We start from the raw sequence: 26,211 nt of genomic DNA, 5'->3' as shown, positions 1-26,211 counted from the left end.
CCGGTCAGAGCCAGTCGCGGCGCTTGAAGATCACGAAGAGGGTGGTGCAGACCACCAGCATCAGGAAGAGCGCGAACGGGTAGCCGAGCGTCCAGTGCAGCTCGGGAATGTGGTCGAAGTTCATCCCGTACACCGTGCCGATCACCGTCGGCGCGAACAGGATCGCGGCCCAGGCGGAGATCCGCTTGATCTCCTCGTTCTGCGTGTAGCTGGCCACGGTCAGGTTCTTGACCTCCTCGTTCTGCGACTGTGACACCAGCGTGGCGTTCAGGGTGAGGATGTCCGCCAGGATCTGCCGGAACTCGTTGACCCGCTCCGAGGCGGTGGTGGCGTGGTCGGCCACGTCGCCCAGGTAACGCCGCAGCTCCTCGTCGGTGCCGTACTTCTCGAAGCCGGCGGTGAGCCCCTGGAGGATGTCCAGCAGCGGCCGGGTGGCCCGCTGGAACTCGATCACCTCACGGGACAGCTCGTAGATCCGCCGGCTCACCCGGGGATCACCGCCGAAGACCTCGGTCTCGATCTCGTCGATGTCGTTCTGCAACCCGCCGACCACCGGGGCGTACCCGTCGACCACGCTGTCCAGGATCGCGTACAGCACCGCTTCCGGGCCGCGCCGCAGCAGGTCGGGGTCGTTCTCCATCCGGCGACGTACGGAGGTCAGGTCGGGTGCCTGCCCGTGCCGTACGGTCAACACGAAGTTGGCCCCGACGAAGATGTGCACCTCGCCGAAGTCGACCTCCTCGCGCTCGTCGAGGTAGCGGGCGGCCCGGAGCACCACGAAGAGGGTGTCGCCGTAGCGTTCGAGCTTCGGCCGCTGGTGCGCGACGATGGCGTCCTCGACGGCCAGCTCGTGCAGCCCGAACTCCTCGGCCACGGTGAGCAACTGCCCCTCGGTCGGCCGGTACAGGCCGATCCACGCCATCGTTCCGGGATGCTCCCGCAGCCGCTGGCAGGTCTCGGCGAGGTTCGGCGGGCCGTCGACCCGGTGACCGTCCCGGTAGATCGCGGAGGTGACCACACTCTCCTCCGCGGCAGGCGCCTCGGTGCCCTCCTCGGCCGCCCGCGGATCCATCGACAGCTCCGGGGGCGACTGCGGATATCGGTCCTGCGAGCGGCGCAGTGCCCGCTTCGCGGGACGGAGGGCGCGCGAACGCCAGTCGGACATGGGCAGCCTCCACAACGAAGACGTCGAGCGACACGTGCGGGGACCCCACGAAAGAGTGGATCACGTAACCGGTCGACGGCCCACGCCGGGCCGCCGTCCCATCCCACGCCCGCCCCTGGCCGAGGACGACCAACCGCCGGCCAACAGCACGGAAACGTTGACCAACCACCACGGTAGGCGGCGCCGCGACCCTTCGCACCCCGAGTCGCGGACAACGCCGGCCGGGTGGCCCCGCTCGACTGCCGACCGGGACCACCCGGGGCGGGGCCGGGTCAGCCCCCGGCGACGGAGGGGATGACCTGGATCTCCGCGCCGTCCGGGACCGCCGTGTCGAGGCCGCCGGTCTGCCGGCAGTCCTCGCCGTCGACGTACACGTTGACGTATCGGCGCAGTTGGCCCTGCTCGTCCCGGATCCGCCGGATCAGCCGCGGCCACTCGGCGCCCACCTCGTCGAGCACGGCGCGGAGGGTGCCCGCCGCGGCGACGTCGAGCCGGCCCGCGCCGGCCGTCTCCCCGCGCAGTGCGGCGGGCACGACGACGGTGACCATCGCTCAGACCTCCGCGGCGCGGACGCAGAGCACGTCGGGCAGGTGGGCGGCGACCAGCGACCACGAGTCGCCCTCGTCGCGGCTGGCGTAGACCTCGCCGGAGCGGGTGCCGAAGTAGACCCCGGCCGGGTCGGCGTCGTCGACGCACATGGCGTCGCGCAGCACGGCGGGGTAGTAGGGGCCGGTCGGCAGCCCGTCGGTCAGCGGCTGCCAGGTGTCACCCGCGTCGGTGGAGCGGAAGACCCGGCAGCGCCGGTCGACGGGGAAGCGTTCCCCGTCCGCGACCAGCGGGAAGGTGTAGATGGTGTCGCCACGGTGCGGATGGGCCACCATCGGGAAGCCGAAGTCGCTGGGCAGGCCGTCGGCGATCGACTGCCAGCTCACCCCACCGTCGGTGGACCGGTAGACGCCGTGGTGGTTCTGTGCGTAGAGCTTCTCGGGGTCGACCGCGTCCCGGGCGACCTTGTGCACGCACTGCCCGAACTCGGGCCACTCGTCCGGCATGAAGTAGGCGCGGATGCCGGTGTTCTGCGGGCGCCAGCTCGCACCCGCGTCGCCGGTGCGGTAGACGCCGCCGGTCGACATCGCGACCAGGATCTGCGCCGGATCGGCCGGGTGCGGCAGCACCGTGTGGATCGCCTGGCCGCCGAACCCGGCGTCCCACTGCTCGCGGTGCGGGTGGTCCCAGAGCGGGCGGACCATCTCGTAGGAGATGCCGCCGTCGACCGACCGGAACAGCGCCGAGGGCTGGGTGCCGGCGTAGACCACGTCGGGCTGGTCGGCCGGGCCGGGGGTGAGCTGCCAGACCCGCTCCAGGCTGGCTCCGGCGCCGTCCGGGAACGCGACGGGCGGCTCTGCCGGCTCCTGCCAGGAGGCGCCGAGGTCGTCGCTGGTCGCGACGCTGGGGCCGAAGTGTGAACTGGTCACCCCGGCGAGCAGCCGGGGGGTGGCCCGCCGCTTGTCCACGGCGACCGAGTAGACCCCGGTCATCGCGAAGTGCGGCCCGCTGACCTGCCAACTCTTGCGGTCGTCGCTGCTGGTGGCGAGGAAGAGGCCCTTGCCGGTGCCGATCGCCAACAAGGCGGTCATGGTCATCCCTCCGATCGGACGTGCGCCGTCGATGTCCGCCGGCCAGTATGCCGAGCGGCACCGACAAAAAGGCAGCTCGGACGCCCGTGGCGAGGGATTGGCGACCCGTTACGGCCAGAGTGCGTTGACCCGGGGGTAGCTGAGCACCTCCGTGCCGAAGCCGAAGGTGCCGGTATCCCGGATCTCCCGGGCCGCGTCCACGAAGGCGGTCAGCGCCACCCGGGCCAGGGCCGAGCCGACGCTGACCCGGCGTACGCCGCAGTCGGCGAGCATCGCGACCGTCACCCCGGGTGCGCCGCCGGCCAGCGCGTTGACCGGTTTGTCCACCGCCGTGCAGACCGAGCGGACGGCGTCCAGGTCCGGCAGCGCCGGTGCGTAGAGCACGTCGGCGCCGGCCGCGGCATAGGCCCGGAGCCGGCGGATGGTGTCGGGCAGGTCGGCCCGGCCGTAGAGGAAGTTCTCCGCCCGGGCGGCCAGGGTGAACGGAAACGGGAGAGCCCGGGCCGCCGCCACCGCCGCCTCGACCCGGCGTACCGCCTCGTCCAGCGGGCGGATCGGGTCGGCGGGGTCGCCGGTGGCATCCTCGATCGACCCGCCGACGGCGCCCGCCTCGGCGGCGAGCCGGATCGTCTCGGCCACCTCGGCCGGGCTGTCGCCGAATCCACTCTCCAGGTCGGCCGCCACCGGCAGCGGGGTGGCCTCGGCGATCATCCGCACGTTCTGCAACGTCTCCGCCCGGCTGACCAGGTTGGCGCCGTCGCGCCGGCCGAGCGCGAAGGCCAGCCCGGCACTGGTGGTGGCGAGCGCGGGAAAGCCGAGCTGGGCGAGTACCCGGGCACTGCCGGCGTCCCACGGATTGGGGAGTACGAAGGTCGGCCCCTCGTGCAGCCGGCGGAAGGTGACCGCCCGGCGGTGCTGGTCGGCGGCGTCCAGAGTCATCGGATCATCCTCTCCGCCGGCCAGTCTAGGTACCCCGTCCTCCCCGCCGCCGCCCTCCTGCCGTCACTCGGGTGTGCCGTTGAGCATCCACGGCAGGTTGAACTTGCGGAACACGATCGACCGCCGCGAGGTGTCGCTGGCGGCGGTGTTCTCGTTCACCTCGACCAGTGCCCCGACGAAGTAGTCGGCGGTCTTGGCCATGCTCGAGTAGCCACCCTCGGCGACGCTGCCGCCGCCCAGTCCCGGCCAGGACGGCAGCGGCGCGTCGGCGAGCCGGCGGTAGACCGGCCAGGTCCGGGCCTCGTCGTAGCTGATCCGCACGGTCATCCTGGTGCGGGTCTCGGTGCTCGCCGAATTGAGGAAGACGATCCGGGTCGGCGAGTCGAGGTTGTACCGCAGGATGGAGCCCTGGGCGCGCGGATCGAGCAACGTCTGGTCCGGCGCGAAGGTGCCGAAGCCGCCCTCGATCGTCCCGCGCGCCACCCAGCGGCGCTTCGCGCCCTCCCAGACCGCGCCGACGGCCCGGTCGTTGCGCATCAGCCGGCCGTCGGTCAGCTCCAGTACGGTGCCCTCGCTGGTGCCCTCCTGGGCGGTGCCGGTACTGGTGGTGATGCGCTGCACCCGCCAGGTGGCCCCGTGGTCGTCGCTGTAGATGTTGCGGTGCAACGCGGGAATCACCAGCCGGCCGGTGGAGGTCTGCACGCCGACGCCCGGACCCATCGCGTCCCAGGCCCAGGTGCCGCCGCCGGCCAGCGTCCTCGGCTTGAGCGTGGCGGTCAGGTCCACCGGATCGGTCCAGTTCCGGCCGTCGTCGGCGCTGCTGCTGACGTACACCTTGCGGTGTTCCCAGGCGGTGATCCGGGTGGTGCCGTCGTCGCCGTTCTGGCTGTAGCCCGCCGGGTTCCAGGACATGAAGAGCCAGATCCTGCCGTTGCTGGAGTCGACGACGGCGGTCGGGTTGCCCCAGGTGCCCTGCCCGGCCCCGACCACCTCGTCCAGCGCCGACCAGGTGGCGCCGTTGTCCGTCGAACGTTTGTAGACCAGGTTGATGTTGCCCCAGTCCCGGTTGTTCGACGCCCGGCCCTCGGCGAACGCGATCAGGGTGTTCGCCTTCGTCCGCACCAGCGACGGGATCCGGAAGGAGTGGTAGGTGATGCCGTTGAGGGACTCGCCGCCGCCGTCGAAGAGCAGCCGCTCGCTGTGCGCGGCCGGTGCGGCCGCCGCGGGTCCGCCGGCCGGCGCCACCGACAGGCCGACCAGCAGCCCACCGACCAGCATTCCGGCCGTCCTCGCTCGCCAGGACATCGGTACCTCCTCGCCGCCGGTCGGCGTCAGACCAGCACGACCGTGCAGTCAAATACCTACATCTATCGCTTGGGTTGAGAAGGAAACTGCCATACCGTCTCGGTCACCGCAAGGTCTCCGTACGGCATCGGTCGATCTTCCGCCGGGGCCCGGCTGTCTAGACTCGCCGGATGGGCAGTCGCAGGGGGACGACCGCGCTCTGGGGAGTCTTCGGCATCATCGCGGTGGTCTCGTCGGCACTCGTGCTCGGCCGGCCCGACTGGGAACGCCTCTCGGATCTGCACATCTACCACGGCGCCGTCCGGCACCTGCACGCCGGCCAGCCGCTCTACGAATTCGTCGCCGAGAACGGCGGGCCGTTCACGTACCCGCCCTTCGCCGCCCTGGTCCTCTCGCCGATCAATCTGCTGCCCGAGGGCGTCCTCCAGCTCTGCTGGCTGGTGCTGACCTGCGCGGCGATCGCCGCCATCGCCGTCGCGGTGGGTGGCGCCGTCACCTCGCAGCGGCACCGGCGACCGCTGGTGGTCGCGGCCATCGCCTGCGCGCTGATGCTCTCCGCGCCGGCCCAGAGCAACCTGCGCTTCGGCCAGGTCAGCGTCTTCATCGTGTTGCTCGCCCTGGTCGACGGGACGGGGCTGACCCCGGCCCGGTACCGGGGCGTCCTGGTCGGGATCGCCGCGGCGGTCAAGCTGACCCCGCTGCTGTTCGTGGTCTACTTCCTGGTCTCCCGCCGCTGGCGCGACGCCGGTCGGGCGGCCGGCGCCTTCCTGGCCTGCGGCCTGGTCGGCGCGGTCGTACTGCCGGCGGACAGTTGGACCTTCTGGACCGGCACCTTCCACAACACCTCGCGGGTCGGCAACCTCGCCTCGCTCGGCAACCAGTCCCTGCACGGCATGCTGCTGCGGGTGGGCGCGGAAGGCGAGACCTTTCCGCTGCTCTGGGCCGGCCTGGTGCTGGTCGTCTGCGGCACGGCGCTGCTGCGGGCACGCCAGCTCGAACTGTCCGGCCGGTCCGCGCAGGCGGCCGTGCTGGTCGGCTGCGCCACCGTGGCAGCCTCGCCGGTCTCCTGGACCCATCACCAGATCTGGCCGGTACTGGCCGCGATGTTCCTGGTCGGGGCGTACGGGGTGGCCCGCCGGGTGGCCGGTGTCGCGGTACTGGGCGTGATGGTGCTGTCCCTGGGCGCGCTGCTCAGCTCGGTCTCGATGACCCCGGGACTCCAGTTCCTCTTCGAGAACTCGCGCTCCATCGCCACCATCACGCTGTGCCTGGCCGGCTTCGGCGGGGCGGCGGTCGCGGCGGTCGCCGCCGGTCGGCGTACCTCCACGGCCCGGGGCTGGCTGCGGGTGGGCACCGCCGCCCTGGCCGGGGTCGCCTTCTTCGCCGTACAGCCGCTGCCGGCGGGGGCGGACCCGACGTTCAAGGCGTACTCGATGTCCGACGTGCACAACCCGCGCTACTTCTTCGTGTGCCGCAGCGCGGCCGAGTGCGCCGCGTTCGGCGCGGGTGCGCCGATCACTTTCGGAGTCACCGCCGAGAAGACCAAGGTACGCGTCAACGGGGTCGTCGACGCCACCGTGGCCCGGCTGGAATACCAGTCCGCGCCCGGGGGCGCCGCCCGGACGATCCCGCTGCTGGAGGTCTATCCGGGGCAGCGGTTGTTCTCGTTCCGCTCGGCCAACCTCTCGCACGGCCGGTTGACCGCCTACCGTGCGGACGGCAGCCCGATCGCCGTGTACAGCGAGGAACTCGCCGCCGGGTGACGGCGCGGTCGCGGCGGGTGGGACCGTTCACCGACTCGGCAGCCGGCGGCCGGGGCCCGGTCAACTCGGGATGTTAACGTGGCGCCCGGCTCACGACGGCGGCACGCAGACCAGGCCGGTCACCGCCTCGACCGGTGCCGGCCGGCCAGGCCGTGCCGGCGCCGCCGACCTCGCGCGACCGTGCGGGTCGGTCACTCCCAGTGGCGAGCGGGCGTCACCACGCTTCACAGGAAAGGGCCTCTGGATTGTCGGCTTTCACGCGCCGTCGTCGAACCCCGACCGATGCACCGCCGGAGCCGGTGGAGGTCCCGGCCGCCGACGGCCACCCGTCACCCGAACCGGACGAGCGCGGTACGCCCGACACCGACCGCAGGTCGGACGCCGTCGGCGGCCCGCCTGACGCCGCCGCGCCTGACGCCACTGCGACCGACGCCACCGCGCCTGACGCCACCGCGCCTGACGCCACTGCGACCGACGACGCCGCGCCTGACGCCACCGCGACCGACGACGCCGCGCCTGACGCCACCGCGACCGACGACGCTGCTCCCGACGACGCTGCTCCCGACGACGCTGCTCCCGCTCGAAAGCGTGGCTGGCTGCGGACCGTGGCGGCCGGCCTGACCAGCGTCCTGGCCCTACTGCTGGTCGTCTTCGCCCTGCTCGCGCCGAACCAGCTCACCCTCCTCACCCCGGCCGCGTTTCTGCGGCTGCCGCTCGAAGCCCTGCTGGTGGTCGCGCTGGTGCTGCTCCTGCCGACCTGGGTACGCCGGGTGGTGGCGGTACCGGTCGGGATCGCCCTCGGACTGCTGGCCATCGTCAAGGTCATCGACATGGGCTTCTTCGCGGTACTGGCCCGGCCGTTCAACCCGGTCTTCGACTGGATCTCGTTCGAGGCCGGCACGGACTACGTCGAGGAGTCGTACGGCCGGACCGGCGCCGTCGTCGCGGTGGTCGCCGCCGGACTGCTCGCGGTCGGCCTGCTCGTCCTGATGACGCTCTCGGTGCTCCGGCTGACCCGCCTGGTGGTCCGGCACCGCCGGGCCTCGACGCACATCGTGTCGGCCCTCGGGGCCACCTGTGTGGTCGGCGCCGTGCTGGGCGTGCAGATCGTCCCGGACGTGCCGGTCAGCACCCTGACCTACGACCGGGCGCTCCAGGTGCGGGCGGCCCTGCGCGACCAGGAGGTGTTCGCGGCCGAGGCCCGGGTCGACGCGTTCGGCGACACCCCCGGTGACCAGTTGCTCACCGCGTTGCGGGGCAAGGACGTGGTCCTCGCCTTCGTCGAGAGCTACGGTCGTTCGGCGGTCGAGGACCCGGCGTTCGCCCCGGAGATCGGCGCCACCCTCGACACCGGCTACACCCGACTGCGCACCGCCGGGTACGCGGCGCGCAGCGGCTGGCTCACCTCGCCGACCTACGGCGGCGGGAGCTGGCTGGCGCACGGCACGCTGCTCTCCGGTCTCTGGATCAACAACCAGCAGCGCTACACCCACCTCGTCGCCAGCGGTCGGATGACCCTGAACCGGGCCTTCCAGCGGGCCGACTGGCGGACGGTCGGCGTGATGCCGGGCATCACCCAGAAATGGCCGGAGGGGACGTTCTTCGGCTACGACGAGGTGCACGCCTCGAAGGAACTCGGCTACCGTGGCCCGCAGTTCAGCTGGGCGCAGATGCCGGACCAGTACACGCTGTCCGTCTTCGAACAGCGCGAACACGCCAAGCCGGACCACCCGCCGGTGATGGCGACGATCCCACTGGTGTCCAGCCACGCGCCGTGGACACCGATCCCGGAACTCATCGGCTGGGACCAGCTCGGCGACGGATCGATCTTCGGGCCGATGGCCGAGGTGGACGAGTCGTCGGACGACGGGTGGCGGGACACCGACAAGGTGCGCACCCAGTACCGCCGCGCTGTCGAGTACTCGCTGAACACCGTCGTCTCCTACCTGGAGCGGTACGGCGACGACGACCTGGTCTTCGTCTACCTCGGCGACCACCAGCCGGCCCCGCTGGTGACCGGGGAGAACGCCAGTCACGACGTACCGATCACCATCGTCGCCAAGGATCCGGCCGTGCTGGACCGGATCTCCGGCTGGAACTGGCAGGAGGGGCTGAAGCCCGGCCCGGACACTCCGGTCTGGCGGATGAGCGACTTCCGAGACCGGTTCCTCACCGCCTTCGGGTCGTAGCTCCGAGCCGACCCCGCTTCGTGGTGGGTCGGCCCGGTGAACCCACCCGGAATGTCGGGGCCCGCCGATAGGATTTCCGGGCCCGCGCCACGGTGCTGGCCGGGCCCGGATCGATGTCCGGCCAAGGCTCTGACCAGCGTTCGGAGGTTCCGCATCATGCTCGACGGCACCGGTCTGACGTTGACCACCGTCAACTTGAGCGCACCGGACCCGGTGGCGCTCGCCCGTTTCTACCAGCGCCTCCTCGGCTGGGAGATCACCGAGGAGGAGCCGGACTGGGTGGTGCTGCGCGACCCGGCCGGGGGAGTCGGGCTGGCCTTCCAGACCGAGTCGCCGTACGCCCGGCCGAGCTGGCCGGCCGGTCCCGGTGACCAGCAGATGATGATGCACCTGGAGATCCGGGTCGACGACCTGGAGAGCGGCGCCGCGCACGCCGTGGCGTGTGGCGCCACCCGCGCGGACTTCCAGCCGCAGCGGGATGTCCTCGTGCACCTCGATCCCGCCGGCCACCCGTTCTGCCTCTACCTCGGCTGATCCACCCCGCGGGACCGGGGAAGATCGTCGAGGTGGTGGCCTGCGGTGATGCTCCCCGGCCGGTCCGGGGCCCGTCGGATCAGTCGGCGAGGCGGGCGGGGAAGCCGCCGGTGGCGACCGGCCCCCAACTGTCGATGGTGACCCGGATCAGCGACTTGTCCTGCCGGCGCATGGCCTCGCGGTACTCGTCCCAGTCCGGGTGCTCGCCGGAGATGCACCGGAAGTACTCGACCAGCGGCTCCAGCGACTCCGGCAGGTCGAGCACCTCGGCGGTGCCGTCGACCTGGACCCACGGCCCGTTCCAGTCGTCGGAGAGGACGCAGGCGGAGACCCGGGGATCCCGGCGGGCGTTGGTCGCCTTCGCCCGTTCCGGATAGGTCGAGACGACGATCCGGCCCTCGGCGTCCACCCCGCAGGTCACCGGCGAGGACTGGGGTCGCCCGTCCGGGCGGGTCGTCATCAGGATGGCGCGGTGCCGGGGTCGGAGGAAGTCGAGCAGTTCGGCACGGTCGACGCGGGTGTTGGTCGCGATGCTGCGAGTCATTGATCGTTTCTATCAGGCTGCGCCGGAACGGCCGGCCGGGAGGAGGTGCGTCCGGGCCCACTGCGGGAACGGCGACCGCTGCTCCGGGACTGACGGAGAGTTCAGGTGCTGGACGCGGAGCGGTCGGCGGTGGTGGCGGACTTGAGTGCGCGTAGCACGGAGAGCTCCGAGTCGGTCGGCGGCTCGCCGGTACGCAGGTCGTCGGCGACCCGCAGCCGCCAGCCGGTCGCCGCACGGGCCTGCTCGACCGTAGCGCCCGGATGGAGTTGGGTCAGCACCAGTTCCCGGCTGGACGGGTCGGGCCGGAGGATGCCGAGGTCCGTGATCACCATCTGCGGTCCGGCTCCGCGCAACCCGAGTCGCTCCCGGTCACCGGAGCCGGCGCCGTAACCGAACGAGGTGACGAAGTCGACCCGCTCGACGAAGGTACGCGGGCTCTGCCGCATGATGACGATGACCTCGCGGCAGGAGGCGGCGATCTCGGGTGCCCCACCGGCCCCGGGCAGCCGTACCACCGGATCGTTGTAGTCGCCGCCGATGGCGGTGGTGTTGATGTTGCCGTACCGGTCGAGCTGGGCGCCGCCGAGGAATCCGACGTCGATGTTGCCCGGCTGGAGCCAGTAGTTGAAGACCTCCGGCACGCTGACCACCGCGTCGGCGGTGTCGGCCAGGATGCCGTCGCCGATCGAGAGCGGCAGCCGGTCGGGCTTGGCGCCGAGGCATCCGGACTCGTAGATGAGTACGAGCCGGGGGGCGTGGGTCACCCGGGCGAGGTTGGCGGCGGTACTCGGCAGGCCGATTCCGACGAAGCACGCGGTGCCGTCCCGCAGTTGCCGGGCGGCGGCGACGGTCATCATCTCGTCGGCGGTCCACTCCGCGCTCATCGCCGCCACCTCCCGGGCCGCTCGATCCGCTCGCTCATCCCGCCACCATGTCCGGGCTCGTTCGTTCCGCCTGTTTCGTCGGGCTCGTTCGTCCCGCCGGCCGGGTCGCGCTCGCTCGTCCCGCCGCGATGTCCGCGCTCGTTCGTCCGGCCGGCGTCGCCGCGCTCGTTCATGCGTTCCTCCGGGCGTCGAGGACGTGCTGCCGCATCCAGGTGGTGAAGGTGTCCCGGTCGCGGCTGATCGCGTCCCACGCCTGGTAGAAGTTGTTGTCCCGGACCGAGTAGCCCTGGGCGTAGGACGGGTGCGAGCCACCGGGCGCGAGCGCGACCGCGCTGACCGCCCAGGTCGGCAGGACCACCTGGGTGGGCATCGGCTCCAGGGAGTCGACGATCTCCTCGACGGTGACCAGGGACCGCTCGGCGGCCAGCACCGCCTCCTTCTGCACGCCGGTGATGCCCCACATCTGCACGTTGCCGGCCCGGTCGGCGCGCTGGGCGTGCACGATCGTGACGTCGGGATTCAACGCCGGTACGGCGGTGAGCACCTCGCCGGTGAACGGGCAGGTGATGGGCTTGATGGTGGTGGTGTGCCGGGGCAGGTCGGTGCCGGTGTAGCCACGCAGCACCGCGAACGGCAGCCCGGACGCCCCGGCCACGTACCGGTTCGCCATCCCGGCGTGGCTGTGCTCCTCGATCTCCAGCGGTGCCGGCCAGCCGCGCTCCACCGCGTCCCGGAACCGGTGCAGCGAGCCGACGCCCGGGTTGCCGCCCCAGGAGAAGACCAGTCGACGGGCGCAGCCCATCCCGATGAGCTGGTCGTAGATGACGTCCGGGGTCATCCGGACCAGCTCCAGGTCGCGCCGCCGCTGCCGGACGATCTCGTGGCCGGCGGCGAACGGAATCAGGTGGGTGAATCCCTCCAGCGCCACCGTGTCACCGTCGTTGACCAGCTCAGCCACACCTTCGGCCAACGAGACGATCTCAGCCATCCGTCCCCAGTCTCCTGATCGCGCGTCGTCGCCCTGCCGAGCGGTGACGGCAGACGGGCGCAGTCGTTCGTTTGGCGTACGCCTGTTCTGAGAACGAACGTAGCGTGACGCATCCGGCCCCGTCAACGCCGCCGGCACGGCCACGGGATTTTCCGCCGCCGTCGTGGCCGTGCCGGGTGGGCGTCCGGCGGGTCCGCGCCCGCCGAGGCGGTCCGGCCGGTACGCGGACCCGCGCGGTCAGTGCGCGTGGGACAGCGCGAGTGCGCCACCGTCGACCGGGAAGACCGCGCCGGTCATGAAGCTCGACGCGGGGGAGGCGAGCAGCAGAGCCAGTCCCTTGATCTCCTCCGGATCGGCCATCCGGCCCAGCGGGATCGTGCTGGCCCACACCGCCTCCGCCTCGGCGGACCGGGGGCGCTTGCCGCCGATGTTGGTGCGGAACGGTCCCGGTGCGATGGCGTTCACCCGGATCTGGTCCGGAGCCAGGTCGAGGGCGGCCTGCCGGACGACGTTGACGATCGCGGCCTTCGAGGCGACGTACGGGTAGCCGACCATCGGGTCCGCCCGTAGCCCGGCGGTGGAGGCGGTGACGATGATGCGCCCGGACCGCCGGGGGCGCATCATCGCGGCGGCGGCCCGCATCGTGTGCAGCGCGCCGGTCAGGTTCACCCCGAGCACCCGGTCCCAGTCGTCGAGCTGGACCCGTTCCAGTCGCCGGGACTCGTCGTCGGTACGTGGTGCCCCGGCGATGCCGGCGTTCACGAACGCGACGTCGAGGGTACCGAACCGGGTGGTTGCGGCCTCGACCGTCGCCTGCACGGCCGCCGCGTCCGCCACGTCACAGACCAGGTGCTCCACGGTGGAGTTCCGGGCGGCGAGCGCGCCGGCGAGTCGGCGCAGCGTCGCGGCATCCCGGTCGACCAGGGTGACCGCCGCTCCGGCGTCGACCATCGCCTCGGCGATGGCCTGGCCGAGGCCGCTGGCCGCCCCGGTGACCAGGACGTGCCGGTCCCGGATGTCGAAGACCCGCCCGAGGTACGCCTCCCGGCTGCCCGGTCCGGTCGCGTGGTCGTCTGCTGTCACGGCTGGCTCCTCACTCGCTGCCCTGCTGAAACCTGATGCCCTGCTTGAAACCTGATGGCCTGCTTGAAACCTGATGCCCTGCTTGAAACCTGATGGCCTGCTTGAAACCTGATGCCCTGCTGGAACTCGTTGCCCTGCTGACGGTCGTTGCCCTGCCGGGGTGCCGGCGTGAGCCGGGTCGGCTCCGGCCGGCCCTGGAGGGTCGGTCGGAGCGGTCGGCGGATGGTGGGGTGTGGCGACCCGGTTCTCTGCCCGGTTGCTCCGGCGGGCGGGCGCCCGGAACCGCTCCGGCCACCCGTGTGGTCACCGGTCCGCCCCGGGCTCGACGGCGGATCGGGATGCGGGGCGCACCGTACCCCCGCCGGTCCGGATCGGAACAGACCCCGCTCGTCCGGCAACCGGATCTTTGACGGTGAGCCATCGATACAGGCGATCATGATGAACGGTGGGTAAGCGGAGCGTGACCGGAATCCGGCCCGCTCGAACGTTCGGTCAGCCAGTGGGACGACCAGATGAACCGTTGACGGCATGTCGTGACGCAGATAACGTCCGTAACACGTCCGATACGAGCACAGTCGTTCGGATGCCGCACAACTGGGTTTGGTGACGGTCGGTCACCTCGGTGCCGAGCGTACGCGCCCCGGCCGTAGCTGGCCGGAGTGCTTTGCGTTATATCGGAGCTACTCAATAGGAGACGGCATGACCAGTTCGGTTCACGAGACGCGCGGTACCTCCCTCGCGCTCCGGACCCGACGCGGATTCCTCGGCGCGGTGGCCCTGGGGGTCGGGGCGACGGTGCTCTCCGCCTGTGGGGACGACTCCGCGGGTGCCGGCGGCGACGGAACGGCGGACGTCACCTTCCTCAGCATCATCCCGGTGGCCAGCATCTCGATGTCTCCGGAACTGCTCGCCGACACCGGCGGTCACTTCGCCAAGCACGGACTGAACGTCAAGCTCCAGGTGACCCAGGGTTCGCCGCCGGCGATCCAGACCGTACTGGCCGGCTCGGCCCTGATCACCAAGATCGGTGACATCGAGACGATCACCGCGATCTCGGACAAGAACGCTCCGCTGGTGAATCTGGGTGGGGTGGAGAAGCAGGGTCTGCTGCGGTTCATGTCGAGTCGGCGGAAGCCGTTGGAGAAGCCGGAGGATTTCCGGGGTGTGACGATGGGTCTGCCGTCGACGGGTGGGACGAGCGAGAAGACCCTGGATCTGGTGCTGGCTTCGGCGGGGATTCCGAGGGATTCGGTGAAGCGGCAGGTGGTGGGGCTGGCGCCGGGTGTGTTCGAGTTGGTGAAGTCGGGCCGGATCGACGGTTACATCGTCTCGCTGGACACCTCGCTGTCGGTACTCGCCCAGCAGCCGGACGCCGTGTCGTTCGCGCCGAGTTCTGCGGTCTCGGCGGGCGTACAGCTCTACGCGACGTCGAAGCGGCAGAGCGAGGACCCCGGCAAGCAGGACCAGATCCGGCGCTTCCTCCAGGCGATCGCCGACGCGATCGCGTTCATGGTCGACGACGAGAAGAACGGCTTCACGGAGACGATGCGGCTCATCGGGACCAAGTACGACGTCCCGTCCTTCAAGGACCAGGCGGTCGCGGTGGAGGCGCTGAAGCTCTTCGTGAAGTCGTGGACGGTGGACGGACCGGACAAGATCGTCCGGACGAACGCCCAGAGTTGGCAGGCCACCTACGACGAGATGGTGAAGTCCCAGCTCGTCGCGGGCGGGAAGGACCCGTCGGCGTGGCTGACCGACAAGTTCGCTCCCACCGCCGCCTGACCCCCAGCGGACCGCTACCCGAGGGTGGCACTCCGACCCATCTCGCCACCTGCCGGTGGCCGGCGAAACATCCAGGGATCGATGGAGATGACACAGAAGACAACGGTGCAGGACGGTACTGACGACGCCGTGACGGCGGGCTCCTCGCGGCCGGAGTTGGGGTCGGTGGAGCTTGAGCTTGTCGGGGTGAACAAGGTTTATCAGGCGCGGCGGGGTCGGGTCGAGGCGTTGCGGGATGTGAACCTGTCGATCCGGCGGGGTGAGTTCGTGTCGTTGGTGGGTCGGTCGGGGTGTGGGAAGACGACGTTGTTGCGGATCCTGTCGGGGTTGTTGCCGCCGTCGTCGGGGTCGGTGACGGCGAATGGGCAGTCGATCTGGCGGGGTGCGTCGCGTAACGACGAGGCGCTCAGGCAGGTCGGGTTGGTGTTCCAGGAGGCGAATCTGTTTCCGTGGTTCACGATTGCGGAGAATATCGGGTTGCCGTTGAAGTTGCGGGGGGTGGATCGGAAGGGTCGGGTGGCGCGGGCGGAGGAGCTTTGCGAGTTGGTGGGGTTGCGGGGGTTCGAGGGGGCGTATCCGCGGGAGTTGTCGGGGGGTATGCGGCAGCGGGCGGCGATTGCGCGGGCGTTGAGTTCGCGGCCGTCGATTCTGTTGATGGATGAGCCGTTCGGGGCGTTGGATGCGTTGACTCGGGACAAGATGAATCTTGAGTTGCAGTCGATTCATGCGGCGACGGGGGCGACGGTGGTGTTCGTGACGCATTCGATTTCGGAGGCGGTGTTTTTGGCGGATCGGGTGGTGTTGTTGACGCCGCGTCCGGGTCGGATCCGGTCGGTGACGTCGGTGCCTCTGGAGCGGCCGAGGTCGGTGGATACCGAGGCGTCGGTGGGGTTCCAGCGGGTTGTGCGGGGGCTGCGGTTGGAACTGGACGAGGAGTCCTGATGGGTGAGCGTGAGGGTGTCGGCCGGTTGCTGCCGTGGATCAGTTCTCCGATTCTGCTGCTGTTGTTTCTTGGGGTGTGGCAGTTCGCGGTGTCGGTGGTGGGGGTGTCGGAGTTCATCCTGCCGGCGCCGTTGCAGGTGGGGCGGTCGTTGGTGGGGATGTTGGACGATCCGGCGACGTGGGCGCATGTGCGGGTGACGTTGGTGGAGGTGTTGCTCGGGTTTGTGATCGCGTTGTTGGTCGGTACGGCGTTGGGTGCGGTGTTGGGTCGGATGGTGTGGTTGGAGCGGGCGGTGCAGCCGGCGATGGTGGCGTTTCAGGTGGTGCCGAAGGTGGCGTTGGTGCCGATTTTCGTGATCTGGTTCGGGTTCGGGATGACGTCGAAGATTGTGATGGCGGTGATCCTGGCGTTTTTTCCGATCATGTTGAATGTGTTGTTGGGGGTCCGGTCGGTGGATCGGGGTCATCGGGATGTGATGCGGGGGTTGGGGGCGTCGCGGTGGGCGACGTTTCGGGATCTGGAGTTGCCGTCGACGTTGCCGTACATTTTCGCGGGGGCGGAGGTGGGGATCGTGTTCGCGGTGATCGGTGCGATCGTGGGTGAGTTCCTGGGTGGTAGTGAGGGTCTGGGTTATCTGGTGGTGTCGAGTCTGAACTCGTTGGACGCGCCGACGTTGTTCGCGGTGATCGTGATCCTCGCTGTTCTGGGTTCGGTGTTGTATCTCGCGGTCACCACCGCGAAACGACTCGTCATTCCCTGGCACGACTCCGTCGCCAAGCAGTAGAACCAGCCCACCCGACAAACCCCACTCACGGAAAGCCGTCGAGCGGTGCAGACCGCGGCGCCGACCCGATTCCCCGGTCCTGACTGATCAGACAGTCAGGAGCAGCACTGATCAGACAGTCAGGAGCGGCGCGGCCCGGCCGGTGGCCGGCGGCGGGCCGATGGAGAGGAGAGCAGTGGAAACTCCGCTTCGAGGATGGACCCGGTGCTGACCAGGACCACCGTGTTCCGGGCCGGGACCTGGCACGCACCGGCGTCCGGCCGGACCGTCACCCTGGTCAACCCGACCACGGAGGAGCCACTGGGCTCGGCACCGTGGGGTGACGAGCGGGACGTCGACGCGGCGGTACGCGCGGCCCGCCAGGCCGTCGACGCGGGGGAGTGGGGCCGGAGTACGGCGACCGAGCGGGCCGACGCCATGGAGCGGCTCGCCGGTGCGATCGAGGACCGTGCCGACGAGCTGGCCCGGCTGGTGAGCCAGGAGATCGGGCAGCCGCTCGCCGTCTCCCGACGCTACAGCGTGCAGCGGCCGGTGGGCGTACTCCGCTACTACGCCGAGCTGACCCGGCACCGGGCGACCGAGGAGGTACGCCCGGCGGCGATGCGCCCCGGCCACACCGTGGTACGCCACGAGCCGCTCGGGGTGGTCGGGCTGATCGTGCCGTGGAACTACCCGCAGGCGCTCACCATGGCCAAGCTCGCCCCGGCCCTCGCCGCCGGCTGCGCGGTGGTGCTCAAGCCGGCGGCCGAGACCTCGCTCGACGGGTACCTGCTGGCCGAGGCGGCCGAGGCGGCGGAGCTGCCGCCCGGGGTGGTCAACCTGGTGCCGGGCGGCCGGGACACCGGGGAGTACCTGGTCCGGCACCCGGGAGTGGACAAGATCGCCTTCACCGGTTCCACCGCCGCGGGCCGGGCCATCGGGGCGATCTGCGGTGAACTGCTCCGGCCGGTGTCGCTGGAGTTGGGCGGCAAGTCGGCCGCGATCGTGTTGCCGGACGCCGACCTCGACACCGTGGCCGGGCAACTGACCGTCGGGTCGTTCGGCAACGCCGGGCAGACCTGCTTCCTGCTCTCCCGGGTGCTCGCCCCCCGATCCCGGTACGCCGAGCTGGTCGACGCGCTGCGCGAGGTGGCCGACCGGTTCGTCCTGGGCGACCCGCTGGACGAGCGCACCACGATGGGGCCGCTGGTCAGCGCCCGCCAGCGGGACCGGGTCGCCGACTACGTCGCGAGTGGACTCGACCAGGGTGCCCGGCTGGTCACCGGCGGGAGCCGACCGGCCGGGCTGGACCGGGGCTTCTACTTCACCCCGACGGTCTTCGCCGACGTCGACAACGGTTCCCGGATCGCCCAGGAGGAGATCTTCGGACCGGTGGTCTGCGTACTGCCGTACGACGGGGAGGAGCAGGCGGTCGCGCTCGCCAACGACTCGGCGTACGGGTTGGGCGGCAGCGTCTTCACCGGCGACATCGCGCACGGTCTCGCCGTCGCCCGCCGGATCCGGACCGGCACGATCGGCATCAACGGCTACGCGCCCGACGTCACCGCCCCGTTCGGCGGCTACAAGGCCAGCGGAGTGGGCCGGGAGAACGGCCCCGAGGCGATCGCCTCCTACCAGAACGTCAAGTCGATGTACGTGACCGCCGGCGAGCCGGTTCGAGAAGTGCGCGGTACCCGGACGACAGGGATGGGGCGATGACAGCAACCGTGGAGAAACCCGACAGCGACAGAACCGAACTGGAGCGTGGCCGGCGGGTCAGCCACGCCGAGCTGGCCCGGCGGGCGGACTGGATCCGGCTGCGCACGATAGACCTGATCGACCGGGCCGGCCTCGGCCACTACTCCAGCACCTTCTCCTGCGCGGAGATCTTCTCGGTGCTCTACTACCACACCCTGCGGCTGCGCCCGGGCCAGCCGGACTGGCCGGACCGCGACCGGTTCCTGCTCGGCAAGGGGCACGTCGCGACCGGGCTCTGGCCGGTCTACGCCGACCTCGGCTACTACCCGGCGGAATGGCTGGAGACCTTCGGCCAGATCGGCAGCCCGCTGAACGACCACCCGAACATGCGGCTCGCCCCCGGCGTCGACTTCAGCTCCGGGTCGCTCGGCCACAACCTCTCGGTCGGGCTGGGCATGAGCCTGGCCGGCCGGCTCACCGGCCGGGACTACCGCACCTTCGTACTCACCGGCGACGGCGAGATCCAGGAGGGACAGGTCTGGGAGGCGATCATGGCCGCCGGCCACTACCGCCTCGGCGGCGGGCTGGTCGCGATCGTGGACGCCAACGGCTTCTCCGGGCACGGCCCGACCTCCGAGGCCATCAACATCGAGTCGGTCGCCGACCGCTTCACCGCGTTCGGCTGGCAGGCGGTCGAGGTGGACGGACATGACGTGGCGGCGCTCTGCGAGACCTTCGACGCGCTGCCCCCGGTCGGCGAGGGACGGCCGGTCTGCGTGGTCGCCCGGACCCGCAAGGGCAAGGGCCTGGCGATGATGGAGGAGTCGCCGCAGTCCTGGCACCTCGGCCATCTCACCCCGGAACAGCGCGACCGGGCGCGCGCCGAGATCGAAGCGAGGATGCCATGACCGACACCCAGGTCCCGGCCGCGACCGGCCCGGACCCCACCGCCCCGGCAACCGACGCGCCGGAGACGCCGGCAGCGGAGAGGCGGGAGACGCCGGCCCCGGAGGCGCGGGAGAAGATGGTCGACGTCTTCGCCGACGACAAGGGGCACACCCAGGTCAAGACCAACCCCGTCGGCGTGGAGATCGCCCGGCTCGCCGACGCCGACGACCGGGTGGTGGCGCTCTCCGCCGACATGAGCGCGGTGCTGGCCGACCTGCGGGCGCGGCACCCGGGACGGTACTTCGAGTTCGGCATCGCCGAGACCAACACCATCTCGGCGGCGGCCGGAATGGCGGCGAGCGGGCTGCGGCCGTACGTGCTGTCGATGGCGCCGTTCGGAGCGATCAAGTGCGCGGAGCAGTTGCGCACGGACGTGGCGTACAACCATCTGCCGGTGCGGTTCGTGGCCCGGCTCTCCGGACTGGCGATGGGGTTCTTCGGCACCAGTCACCACGCGGTCGAGGACATCGCCATCGCGCGTACCCTGACCAACCTGACCGTGGTGGCTCCGGCGGACAGCAACGCCACCGTCGGGCTGCTCCGCTCCACCGTGGACCACGACGGCCCGGTCTTCTACCGGGTCAGCGAGGGCACCCTGCCGGTCTATCCGGAGCCGCCGGCCTTCGCGTACGGCAAATGGGTCGAGGTCCGCCCCGGCGACGACCTGACCATCATCGGGTACGGCATCGGGGTCGGTCTCGCCCTGGCCGCCGCCGAGACGCTGGCGGCCGAGGGGATCGAGGCGGCGGTGCTCGACGCGGTCTACCTGAAGCCGTTCGACCGGGAAGCGTTGCTGGCGGCGGCCGAGCGCACCGGCAAGCTGCTCACCGTCGAGGAGCACAACGAGATCGGCGGGCTCGGCTCGATCGTCGCCGAGGTGCTGGGCCGGCAGCGGGTACCGGCGGATCTCGACAGCCTGGCGCTGCCCGACGTCGACCTGGAGGTCGGGGTGCCGGCCGCGCTGCACGCGCACTACGACCTCACCCCGGACGGCGTGGCCCGGCGGGCCCGGGCGCTGGTCGGGGCCTGAACGATGCGCGCCGTCGTCTGCGTGCCGGGCGGCACCGAGCTGGCCGAACTGCCGGATCCGGTGCCCGCCCCGGACGGCGTGGTGGTCGCGGTCGACGCCTGCGGGCTGTGCGGCTCGGACGTGCACATGGTCGAGCACGGCCGGGCCGTGCCGGGGCACGTGCTCGGGCACGAGTTCGCCGGGCGGATCGCCGAGCGGGGTCGGGACGCCGGCCGGTGGCGGATCGGTCAGCCGGTCGCGGTGAACCCGCTCGGCGGCTGCGGCACCTGCCGGTCCTGCCGGCACCAACTGCCGTTCCGCTGCCAGGCCCTGCCCAACCTCGGGCTGACCGCCCCGGGGGCGTACGCGGAGTACGTCGCCGTACCGCAGGCGCAGCTCGTGGCGTTGCCGGACGAGGTCGAGCCGGAACTCGGGGCGCATGCCGAACCGCTGGCGGTGGCGCTCCGGGCGGTACGCCTCGGCCGGCCCGAGCCCGGCGCGCCGGCCGTGGTCTACGGGGTCGGCAGCATCGGGCTGAACGTGATCCTGGCGTTGCGGCTGGCCGGCGCCGGCACCGTCGTCGCCGTCGGCCGTTCCGCCGGGCGGCGGGCCGCCGCCGAGGCGCTCGGCGCGGACGTGGTGCTGGACAGCCGGGTCACCTCGCTGGCCCGCTACGCGGCGGAGCACGGGCTGGCCTTCGGCTCCGGCTACGAGTGCTCGGCCGCGGCGGGTGCGCTGGCCGAGACGGTGGCGGTGCTCGCACCGGGTGGGGTGGGCGTGCAGGTCGCGTTGAACTCCGAGCCGGAGTCGCTGGACGCCCGGGGACTGGTCGGCCGGGGACTGACGGTGGTCGGCAGTTGCGCCTTCGACGCCGACGACTACCAGCAGGCGGTGGCGCACCTGCTGGCCGGCCGGGTCGACGGTGCGGCGCTGGTCAGCGAGCGGGTCTCGCTGGCGGAGGTACCGGAGACCCTGGTCCGGTTGCGCCGCCCCGGCGACCTGGTCCGGGTCCTGGTGCGGCCGTGACCGGCGGCACCGGCCACGGGGTCGCGAGCGTGCCCGGTCGGCGGACGGCCGTGACCGGCGGCACCGGCGACTGGGTCGAGTGCGCGTTCGGTCGGCGGACGGGCGTGGGCGGCGACGGGGTCGCGAGCGTGCCGGGTCGGCGGACGGCCGTGACCGGCGGCACCGGCGACTGGGTCGAGTGCGCGTTCGGTCGGCGGACGGGCGTGGGCGGGGAGAGGGAGGGAGTCAGGTGAGGGAGTTCCGGGGCAGGGTCGCCGTGGTCACCGGCGCAGGCAGTGGGATGGGCCGGGCGTTCGCGCAGCGCTTCGCCGAGGAGGGGATGCGGGTCGTCGCGGCCGACGTCCAGGCCGACGCGCTGGACCGGGCGGTCGCCGAGCTGACCGCCGACGGCCACCAGGTGATCGGGGTACGCACCGACGTCTCCGATCCGGCCGCCGTGCGCGACCTCGCGGCCCGTGCGGTCGACGCGTTCGGCAAGGTGCACGTGATCTGCAACAACGCCGGGGTCGAGGGCTATCTCGACGGGGCGATCTGGGAGGCGACCGACCGGGACTGGGCCTGGACCGTCGGGGTCAACTTCTGGAGCGTGGTGCACGGGGTGCGGACCTTCCTCCCGCTGATCCTGTCGCACGGCGAGGGCGGGCACGTGGTGAACACCGCCTCGATGACGGCGCTGACCCGTCCCGCCAACATGTACGGGATCACCAAGCACGCGGTACTGGCGCTGACCGAGACCCTCTACGCCGACCTGCGGACCCGGGGCGTACCGGTGGGTGTCACCGCGCTCTGTCCCGGGATCATCGCGACGAACCTCTTCCTCGGCAGCCGGAACCGGCCGAGCGAGCTGCGCAACGAGACCGAGACCCCGGGTGCGGTCGCCGGCCGGGAGAGGCGCGAGCTGATGCACGCCCGGCTGGCCGAGGGGATGTCCCCGGCCGAGGTCGCGGAACACCTGGTCGCGGCGATCCGCGCCGACCAGCTGTACGCGCTGACCGACTCCTACTGGGACGACCGGATCCGGGAGCGGGCCGACAACATCCTCGACCGGGCCAACCCGGTCCTCGATCGCGTGCCCCCGGTCGGGCAGACAGATCCTCCGACGGTCAACGGAAAGGCGAGCTGAACGCGATGGCAGGCAGATTCGAGGATCGGGTCGCGGTCGTCACCGGCGGCGCCGCCGGTTTCGGCAGGGCGGTGGGACAGCGGCTGCTGGCCGACGGCGCCCGGGTGGTGCTGGTGGACCGGGACGCCGAGGCGCTGGCTGCCACCGCCGCCGAGCTGGGCGGCGGCGGCCGGGTCCGGGCGGTCCGGGCGGACGTCAGCCAGGAGGCCGAGGTGGCCGGCTACGTCGCCGACGCGGTCGCGGCGTACGGCCGGATCGACGCGTTCTTCAACAACGCCGGCATCGAGGGGCGGATGGCCCCGATCACCGAACTCGGCGTCGACGACTTCGACCGGGTGATCGCGGTGAACCTGCGCGGCGTCTTCCTGGGGCTGCGCGAGGTGCTCCGGGTGATGAAGGCGCAGGGCGGCGGCGCGATCGTGAACACCGCCTCGATGGCCGGGATCCGGGGCAGCGCCACGTTCAGCCCGTACGTGGCCTCGAAGCACGGGGTGATCGGGCTGACCCGGTGCGCCGCGCTGGAGGGTGCGCCGTACGGGATCCGGGTCAACACCATCGCGCCGGGGCACATCGACACCCGGATGGCCCGGGACCTGACCGTGCAGGTGGACCCGGACGACCCGCAGGGCGCGTACGACCGGGTGGTGGCCCGGATTCCGCTGGCCCGGTACGGCACCGCGGCGGAGGTGGCGCACCTGGCGACCTGGCTGCTCTCCGACGAGGCGAGCTACGTCTCCGGTGCCACCCACCTGATCGACGGCGCGCTGAACGCCTGACCACCCAGCGGAAAGAGAACCTCATGACCCTGCGCAGCAACCTCGCGGTCGGCAGTTCCCGCTGGGCCGTCCGGCGGGCCCAGTGGCGTGCCCTCGGCCTGACCGACGAGGAGATGACGAAGCCGAAGATCGCCATCGTCAACTCCTCGTCGAACCTGGCGATCTGCTTCAGCCACCTGGACGACATCGTGCCGCCGCTGAAGGAGGCGATCCGGGCCGCCGGCGGGGTGCCGTTCGAGGTGCGTACCGCCGCGCCCAGCGACTTCATCACCAGCGCCGGTCGGGACGGCCGGTACATCCTGCCCAGCCGGGACCTGATCGTGAACGACATCGAGGTGGCGGTCGAGGGCGCGCTGCTGGACGGGATGGTCTGCCTCGCCTCCTGCGACAAGACCGCGCCCGGCCAGTTGATGGCGGCGGCCCGGCTGGACATCCCGACCATCGTGGTCGGCTGCGGCTACCAGCCCAGCGGCCGGTTCCGGGGCGAGCACGTCGACATCGAGGAGGTGTTCCTCGCCGCCGGGCACGTGGCGGCCGGGCGCCTCTCGCTGCCCGACCTGACCGAGATGAGCGACAACGCGATCCGGGGGCCGGGGGTCTGTGCCGGGATGGGGACAGCCAACTCGATGCACATCGCCAGCGAGGCGCTCGGGATGACCCTGCCGGGCAGTACCCCGGTGCTGGCCAACAGCCCGCGGATGTGGGCGGACGTGCGTCGGGCCGGCGAGCGGATCGTCGCGATGGTGCACGAGGGGCTGAGGCCGAGCGACATCCTCACCCCGGAGGCGTTCGAGAACGCCGTCACCGTGCTGCTGGCGGTGAGCGGCTCGGTCAACGCGATCAAACACCTCCAGGCGGTCGCCGTCGAGGCGCGCCGCGCCGTCGACGTCCCGGCGCTGTTCGAGCGGTACGCCGACGAGGTGCCGCTGCTGGCCGCGATCCGGCCGAACGGGCCGCACTTCATCGAGGAGTTCGAGGCGGCCGGTGGCGCCCTGGCGGTGCTGAAGCAGCTCGCCGGCCACCTGCACCTGTCGGCCCGTACGGTGACCGGGCAGACCCTCGGCGAGGTGCTGGCCGGCGTCACGGTCGCGGACGAGGAGATCATCCGGCCGGTCGACCGCCCGCTCGGCCGCCGCCCCGGCATCGTGGTGGTACGCGGTTCGCTGGCTCCGGACGGGGCGGCGGTGAAGCGGCCGGTCGACGACCGGGGGCCGGCCCGGTTCGAGGGCCGGGCGATCGTCTACCCGAGCCGGGACGCCGCGCTGGCCGGGCTGGCCGCCGGAGAGATTCGGCCCGGCCATGTGGTGGTGGTGGCCGGACTCGGCCCGAAGGGCGGCCCGGGGATGGGGATGGCCTCGGCGGTGGTCTTCGCCCTGGACGGGGCGGGGCTGGGCGACCAGGTGGCGGTGGTCACCGACGGGCAGATGTCCGGGCTGGTCAACACCGGGATCGTGGTCGCCGAGGTGTCCCCGGAGGCGGCCGTCGGCGGCCCGCTGGGGCTGGTCGAGGAGGGTGACCGGATCGCCATCGACGTCTCCGCCCGCACGGTCGACCTGCTGGTCCCGGCCGAGGTGCTCGCGGAGCGCCGGCAGCGGTTCCGGGCCCGGCCGGACTCGGGCGAGCGGGGCTGGCTCGCCGTCTACGAACGGCTGGTCACCCCGGTGGCCGAGGGCGCCGTGCTGACCAAGGGCGCCGTGCTGACCAAGGGTTCCGTGCTGACCGAGGAGGGGAACGAGTGATGACGTCCGGCGGCGGGGAAGGCGGCGGGGAACTGGTCGAGCCGGGGCGGCGTACCCCGGTGCTCGGCGAGTACGACGTGGTGGTGCTCGGCGGCGGACCGGCCGGGGTGATGGCGGCGGCCGCCGCCGCCCGGACCGGCCGGTCCACCATCCTGATCGAGCGGTACGGCTATCTCGGCGGGGCGGGCAGCGCCGGTGGGCTGAGCACCTTCTGCGGGCTGCACGCCAACGTGCACGGCGAGCACCGCCAGGTGATCCACGGGCTCGCCGACGACCTGCTGGCCCGGATGGCCGCGCTGGACGGGCTGAACCCGCCGCACCTCTCCTTCGCCAACCGGATCCTGGCCCAGGCGTACGACATCTCGGCGTACAAGATCGCCACCGACGACCTGGTGGTGGAGTCGGGGGCGAAGGTGCTCTTCCACGCCCTCGCCGTCGGGGTGGTGATGGGCGCCGACGACACCGTGCGCGCCGTACTGGTCGAGTCGAAGTCCGGCCGGGGCGCGATCGTCGGGCGGTTCTTCGTCGACTGCTCCGGCGACGCCGACCTGGCCGCCTGGGCCGGCGCTCCGTACGAGAAGACTCCGGCCGACGCCGGGATGATGTATCCGTCGCTGATGTTCCGGATCAACGGGGTGGACGCCGGGACGGCGATCCGGGAGCGGGAGCGGCTGCCCGAGCTGATGGAGGCGGCCGAGCGGGCCGGCACGTTCCGGTTCGCCCGGAAGAAGCCGATCGTGCGCCCGCAGCGCAACCCGCTGGAGTGGCGGGCCAACATGACCCAGCTCAGCAACCCGGACGGCAGCGCGATCGACGGCACCGACGTCGAGCAGCTCAGCCTCGGCGAGTTGCAGGGCCGGCGGCAGATCCGGGACCAGTTCCCGTTCTTCCGGGAGCAGGTCCCCGGCTTCGCCGATTCCTACGTGGTCGACATCGCCCCGTCGATCGGCATCCGGGAGACCCGGCGGATCGTCGGGCCGTACCAGCTCACCAGCGACGACATCCTGGACTGTGTCGACTTCCCGGACACCATCGGGGTGAACGGCTGGCCGGTGGAGGCGCACGTCGCCGGTGACGTGGTGATCCGCTGGCCGAACGGCGAGGACCCGCGCGGCTTCAACCAGCTCCCGTTCCGGATGATCGTGCCGCAGCGGCTGGCCAACCTCTACGTCGCCGGCCGGTGCGCCTCGATGACGCACGACGGCCAGTCGTCGGCCCGGGTCACCGGCCCGTGTTTCGCGATGGGCCAGGCGGCGGGTACGGCGGCGGACCTGGCGCTCGGCGCCGGGGTGGCCGGCGGCGAGGTGGACGTGACGCGGTTGCAGAAGCGGCTGACCGAGGACGGGGCGTACCTGGGGACGACGTGGTGAGCG

23 protein-coding genes are annotated in these 26,211 nt (G+C 71.6%); 14 read left to right on the top strand and 9 right to left on the bottom strand.

What is annotated here, in order from left to right; genetic code table 11:
• Positions 1 to 4: 4 nt before the first annotated feature.
• The 5 genes from ACQEVC_RS40765 to ACQEVC_RS40745 form a co-directional block, all read right to left on the bottom strand.
• A complete protein-coding gene (locus ACQEVC_RS40765) occupies positions 5 to 1,165 on the bottom strand; it encodes a magnesium and cobalt transport protein CorA (protein ID WP_432889089.1) in 1,161 nt (386 codons plus the stop codon).
• A gap of 272 nt (positions 1,166 to 1,437) precedes the next feature.
• On the bottom strand, positions 1,438 to 1,713 hold the full coding sequence (locus tag ACQEVC_RS40760) for a ubiquitin-like small modifier protein 1 (protein ID WP_318397787.1): 276 nt from the start codon (positions 1,711 to 1,713) through the stop codon (positions 1,438 to 1,440).
• Between the two features lie 3 nt (positions 1,714 to 1,716).
• Complete coding sequence (locus tag ACQEVC_RS40755) at positions 1,717 to 2,808, bottom strand: WD40/YVTN/BNR-like repeat-containing protein (RefSeq protein WP_432889086.1); 1,092 nt, start codon at positions 2,806 to 2,808, stop codon at positions 1,717 to 1,719.
• A gap of 102 nt (positions 2,809 to 2,910) precedes the next feature.
• Positions 2,911 to 3,741 carry an isocitrate lyase/PEP mutase family protein gene (locus ACQEVC_RS40750; protein WP_432889084.1) on the bottom strand — a complete coding sequence of 277 codons (831 nt, stop codon included), beginning with the start codon at positions 3,739 to 3,741 and terminating at the stop codon, positions 2,911 to 2,913.
• Between the two features lie 63 nt (positions 3,742 to 3,804).
• On the bottom strand, positions 3,805 to 5,046 hold the full coding sequence (locus ACQEVC_RS40745) for a sialidase family protein (protein ID WP_432889082.1): 1,242 nt from the start codon (positions 5,044 to 5,046) through the stop codon (positions 3,805 to 3,807).
• 170 nt (positions 5,047 to 5,216) lie between these two features.
• Here ACQEVC_RS40745 and ACQEVC_RS40740 point away from each other — a divergent pair, with 170 nt between their 5' ends.
• The 3 genes from ACQEVC_RS40740 to ACQEVC_RS40730 all read left to right on the top strand — a co-directional run bounded on the left by ACQEVC_RS40740 (position 5,217) and on the right by ACQEVC_RS40730 (position 9,532).
• On the top strand, positions 5,217 to 6,809 hold the full coding sequence (locus ACQEVC_RS40740) for a glycosyltransferase 87 family protein (RefSeq protein WP_432889080.1): 1,593 nt from the start codon (positions 5,217 to 5,219) through the stop codon (positions 6,807 to 6,809).
• A 299-nt stretch (positions 6,810 to 7,108) separates the two neighbouring features.
• On the top strand, positions 7,109 to 8,998 hold the full coding sequence (locus tag ACQEVC_RS40735) for a sulfatase (protein ID WP_432889078.1): 1,890 nt from the start codon (positions 7,109 to 7,111) through the stop codon (positions 8,996 to 8,998).
• A gap of 156 nt (positions 8,999 to 9,154) precedes the next feature.
• On the top strand, positions 9,155 to 9,532 hold the full coding sequence (locus ACQEVC_RS40730; protein WP_432889076.1) for a VOC family protein: 378 nt from the start codon (positions 9,155 to 9,157) through the stop codon (positions 9,530 to 9,532).
• Positions 9,533 to 9,611: 79 nt separating this feature from the next.
• Here ACQEVC_RS40730 and ACQEVC_RS40725 read toward each other — a convergent pair whose 3' ends face one another.
• The 4 genes from ACQEVC_RS40725 to ACQEVC_RS40710 all read right to left on the bottom strand — a co-directional run bounded on the left by ACQEVC_RS40725 (position 9,612) and on the right by ACQEVC_RS40710 (position 13,031).
• Positions 9,612 to 10,076: a PPOX class F420-dependent oxidoreductase gene (locus ACQEVC_RS40725; RefSeq protein ID WP_432889074.1), complete on the bottom strand. Its 465-nt coding sequence runs from the start codon at positions 10,074 to 10,076 to the stop codon at positions 9,612 to 9,614.
• Positions 10,077 to 10,177: 101 nt separating this feature from the next.
• Positions 10,178 to 10,960: a CoA-transferase subunit beta gene (locus ACQEVC_RS40720; RefSeq protein WP_432889072.1), complete on the bottom strand. Its 783-nt coding sequence runs from the start codon at positions 10,958 to 10,960 to the stop codon at positions 10,178 to 10,180.
• Positions 10,961 to 11,129: 169 nt separating this feature from the next.
• The gene (locus ACQEVC_RS40715) at positions 11,130 to 11,948 is read right to left on the bottom strand and encodes a CoA transferase subunit A (protein WP_432889070.1); all 819 of its coding nucleotides are present in this window, start codon (positions 11,946 to 11,948) and stop codon (positions 11,130 to 11,132) included.
• A gap of 237 nt (positions 11,949 to 12,185) precedes the next feature.
• Positions 12,186 to 13,031 (bottom strand): SDR family NAD(P)-dependent oxidoreductase, encoded by an 846-nt coding sequence (locus ACQEVC_RS40710; RefSeq protein ID WP_432889068.1) that lies wholly within the window; start codon positions 13,029 to 13,031, stop codon positions 12,186 to 12,188.
• Between the two features lie 699 nt (positions 13,032 to 13,730).
• Between ACQEVC_RS40710 and ACQEVC_RS40705 the strand changes: the two genes are divergently transcribed.
• The 11 genes from ACQEVC_RS40705 (at position 13,731) to ACQEVC_RS40655 (ending at position 26,208) form a co-directional block, all read left to right on the top strand.
• Positions 13,731 to 14,813 carry an ABC transporter substrate-binding protein gene (locus ACQEVC_RS40705; RefSeq protein ID WP_432889066.1) on the top strand — a complete coding sequence of 361 codons (1,083 nt, stop codon included), beginning with the start codon at positions 13,731 to 13,733 and terminating at the stop codon, positions 14,811 to 14,813.
• An 87-nt stretch (positions 14,814 to 14,900) separates the two neighbouring features.
• Complete coding sequence (locus tag ACQEVC_RS40700) at positions 14,901 to 15,755, top strand: ABC transporter ATP-binding protein (protein WP_432889064.1); 855 nt, start codon at positions 14,901 to 14,903, stop codon at positions 15,753 to 15,755.
• On the top strand, positions 15,755 to 16,540 hold the full coding sequence (locus tag ACQEVC_RS40695) for an ABC transporter permease (protein ID WP_432885919.1): 786 nt from the start codon (positions 15,755 to 15,757) through the stop codon (positions 16,538 to 16,540). The genes ACQEVC_RS40700 and ACQEVC_RS40695 overlap by 1 nt, the downstream gene beginning before the upstream one ends.
• Before the next feature lie 204 nt (positions 16,541 to 16,744).
• The gene (locus ACQEVC_RS40690) at positions 16,745 to 18,238 is read left to right on the top strand and encodes an aldehyde dehydrogenase (protein WP_432889062.1); all 1,494 of its coding nucleotides are present in this window, start codon (positions 16,745 to 16,747) and stop codon (positions 18,236 to 18,238) included.
• Positions 18,235 to 19,125 carry a transketolase gene (locus ACQEVC_RS40685; RefSeq protein WP_432889060.1) on the top strand — a complete coding sequence of 297 codons (891 nt, stop codon included), beginning with the start codon at positions 18,235 to 18,237 and terminating at the stop codon, positions 19,123 to 19,125. The genes ACQEVC_RS40690 and ACQEVC_RS40685 overlap by 4 nt, the downstream gene beginning before the upstream one ends.
• Positions 19,122 to 20,195, top strand: a complete 1,074-nt coding sequence (locus tag ACQEVC_RS40680; RefSeq protein WP_432889058.1) for a transketolase C-terminal domain-containing protein — start codon at positions 19,122 to 19,124, stop codon at positions 20,193 to 20,195. The genes ACQEVC_RS40685 and ACQEVC_RS40680 overlap by 4 nt, the downstream gene beginning before the upstream one ends.
• A gap of 3 nt (positions 20,196 to 20,198) precedes the next feature.
• Positions 20,199 to 21,200, top strand: a complete 1,002-nt coding sequence (locus ACQEVC_RS40675) for a zinc-dependent alcohol dehydrogenase (protein ID WP_432889056.1) — start codon at positions 20,199 to 20,201, stop codon at positions 21,198 to 21,200.
• A gap of 229 nt (positions 21,201 to 21,429) precedes the next feature.
• On the top strand, positions 21,430 to 22,323 hold the full coding sequence (locus ACQEVC_RS40670; protein WP_432889054.1) for an SDR family NAD(P)-dependent oxidoreductase: 894 nt from the start codon (positions 21,430 to 21,432) through the stop codon (positions 22,321 to 22,323).
• A gap of 5 nt (positions 22,324 to 22,328) precedes the next feature.
• The gene (locus ACQEVC_RS40665) at positions 22,329 to 23,099 is read left to right on the top strand and encodes an SDR family NAD(P)-dependent oxidoreductase (RefSeq protein ID WP_432889052.1); all 771 of its coding nucleotides are present in this window, start codon (positions 22,329 to 22,331) and stop codon (positions 23,097 to 23,099) included.
• Positions 23,100 to 23,122: 23 nt separating this feature from the next.
• Positions 23,123 to 24,838, top strand: coding sequence for a dihydroxy-acid dehydratase (locus tag ACQEVC_RS40660; protein ID WP_432889050.1), 1,716 nt, complete (start codon positions 23,123 to 23,125; stop codon positions 24,836 to 24,838).
• Positions 24,838 to 26,208, top strand: coding sequence for an FAD-dependent oxidoreductase (locus tag ACQEVC_RS40655; RefSeq protein ID WP_432889048.1), 1,371 nt, complete (start codon positions 24,838 to 24,840; stop codon positions 26,206 to 26,208). The genes ACQEVC_RS40660 and ACQEVC_RS40655 overlap by 1 nt, the downstream gene beginning before the upstream one ends.
• Positions 26,209 to 26,211 lie beyond the last annotated feature (3 nt).

The sequence above is a fragment of the Plantactinospora sp. CA-294935 genome (assembly GCF_050936445.1).
Classification (GTDB): domain Bacteria; phylum Actinomycetota; class Actinomycetes; order Mycobacteriales; family Micromonosporaceae; genus Plantactinospora.
Note: the sequence above shows the minus strand (reverse complement) of the source record. Positions and strands in the feature narration are given on the sequence as shown.

What these genes read in the sequence shown, in the direction of transcription:
- ACQEVC_RS40765 (WP_432889089.1), bottom strand. Translation starts at nt 1,165, where the DNA reads ATGTCCGACTGGCGTTCGCGCGCCCTCCGTCCCGCGAAGCGGGCACTG.
- ACQEVC_RS40760 (WP_318397787.1), bottom strand. Translation starts at nt 1,713, where the DNA reads ATGGTCACCGTCGTCGTGCCCGCCGCACTGCGCGGGGAGACGGCCGGC.
- ACQEVC_RS40755 (WP_432889086.1), bottom strand. Translation starts at nt 2,808, where the DNA reads ATGACCATGACCGCCTTGTTGGCGATCGGCACCGGCAAGGGCCTCTTC.
- ACQEVC_RS40750 (WP_432889084.1), bottom strand. Translation starts at nt 3,741, where the DNA reads ATGACTCTGGACGCCGCCGACCAGCACCGCCGGGCGGTCACCTTCCGC.
- ACQEVC_RS40745 (WP_432889082.1), bottom strand. Translation starts at nt 5,046, where the DNA reads ATGTCCTGGCGAGCGAGGACGGCCGGAATGCTGGTCGGTGGGCTGCTG.
- ACQEVC_RS40740 (WP_432889080.1), top strand. Translation starts at nt 5,217, where the DNA reads ATGGGCAGTCGCAGGGGGACGACCGCGCTCTGGGGAGTCTTCGGCATC.
- ACQEVC_RS40730 (WP_432889076.1), top strand. Translation starts at nt 9,155, where the DNA reads ATGCTCGACGGCACCGGTCTGACGTTGACCACCGTCAACTTGAGCGCA.
- ACQEVC_RS40725 (WP_432889074.1), bottom strand. Translation starts at nt 10,076, where the DNA reads ATGACTCGCAGCATCGCGACCAACACCCGCGTCGACCGTGCCGAACTG.
- ACQEVC_RS40720 (WP_432889072.1), bottom strand. Translation starts at nt 10,960, where the DNA reads ATGAGCGCGGAGTGGACCGCCGACGAGATGATGACCGTCGCCGCCGCC.
- ACQEVC_RS40715 (WP_432889070.1), bottom strand. Translation starts at nt 11,948, where the DNA reads ATGGCTGAGATCGTCTCGTTGGCCGAAGGTGTGGCTGAGCTGGTCAAC.
- ACQEVC_RS40705 (WP_432889066.1), top strand. Translation starts at nt 13,731, where the DNA reads ATGACCAGTTCGGTTCACGAGACGCGCGGTACCTCCCTCGCGCTCCGG.
- ACQEVC_RS40700 (WP_432889064.1), top strand. Translation starts at nt 14,901, where the DNA reads ATGACACAGAAGACAACGGTGCAGGACGGTACTGACGACGCCGTGACG.
- ACQEVC_RS40695 (WP_432885919.1), top strand. Translation starts at nt 15,755, where the DNA reads ATGGGTGAGCGTGAGGGTGTCGGCCGGTTGCTGCCGTGGATCAGTTCT.
- ACQEVC_RS40685 (WP_432889060.1), top strand. Translation starts at nt 18,235, where the DNA reads ATGACAGCAACCGTGGAGAAACCCGACAGCGACAGAACCGAACTGGAG.
- ACQEVC_RS40680 (WP_432889058.1), top strand. Translation starts at nt 19,122, where the DNA reads ATGACCGACACCCAGGTCCCGGCCGCGACCGGCCCGGACCCCACCGCC.
- ACQEVC_RS40675 (WP_432889056.1), top strand. Translation starts at nt 20,199, where the DNA reads ATGCGCGCCGTCGTCTGCGTGCCGGGCGGCACCGAGCTGGCCGAACTG.
- ACQEVC_RS40665 (WP_432889052.1), top strand. Translation starts at nt 22,329, where the DNA reads ATGGCAGGCAGATTCGAGGATCGGGTCGCGGTCGTCACCGGCGGCGCC.
- ACQEVC_RS40660 (WP_432889050.1), top strand. Translation starts at nt 23,123, where the DNA reads ATGACCCTGCGCAGCAACCTCGCGGTCGGCAGTTCCCGCTGGGCCGTC.
- ACQEVC_RS40655 (WP_432889048.1), top strand. Translation starts at nt 24,838, where the DNA reads ATGACGTCCGGCGGCGGGGAAGGCGGCGGGGAACTGGTCGAGCCGGGG.